1 protein-coding gene is annotated in these 657 nt (G+C 49.8%); it reads right to left on the minus strand.

Going from position 1 to position 657, the window contains the following annotated elements:
• Nucleotides 1-359 (minus strand): TIR domain-containing protein (locus OP496_RS18270; RefSeq protein ID WP_280565417.1); only part of this gene is annotated, 359 nt, incomplete at its 3' end.
• Nucleotides 360-657: the final 298 nt, after the last annotated feature.

The raw sequence follows: 657 nt of genomic DNA on the forward strand, positions 1-657 counted from the left end.
TCCCACGTCCAGTTGTAGATCTTATCTGACTGCGTGGCGGATTTCGGCTTAGTACACGTCTTATCCGAATATGCGGCAAGCAAAAAGTACGGCTTTCCTTTGTCTTTCGCGATTTCTAGCTCGTCTGATACGCCGCTGGCGTTATGGGTCTGCGTTCCACACAGAATGATCACGAGGTCAACGTTGTCCATTCGGCGCTTGACCTTCTCGCGCCAATCTCCGGTCAAATGTTTATCGACGGAATTGTCCTTGAACTCGAAGGGGCTATCCGGGTAATTCGACTGCCCCGCAAGCATCCTCTTCGCGCCATCATCATGATCAATGTCGAAACTAATAAATGCCCGTTTCTTTGTGGCCATAACTTTCTCCCTTCTGGCTAACAGGTGTTAGATAGCGCGCTCGTTTTGCTACTTGAACGAGCGCGTGCGTTCAATAAATCTTATCTAGCTTGTCCTTACGCACCTAACCCATTGATTTTAATGCATGCTCAGAATGATTCGGCGCGTTATGCAGAATTCGCGTGCCTGCTGCTTTTGACGGTTTCCGTCACTCTTCTTGCTTTGCGGTGAGGTACGTACCCGTCAGCAGGCACGCTACCGCCACGGCCACTGCATATCGTGTTGATGCGATAGTCCCGTGCGTAATTGGTTATTTTTG

It is taken from the genome of Chromohalobacter sp. 48-RD10 (assembly GCF_029889785.1).
Lineage (GTDB): Bacteria > Pseudomonadota > Gammaproteobacteria > Pseudomonadales > Halomonadaceae > Chromohalobacter.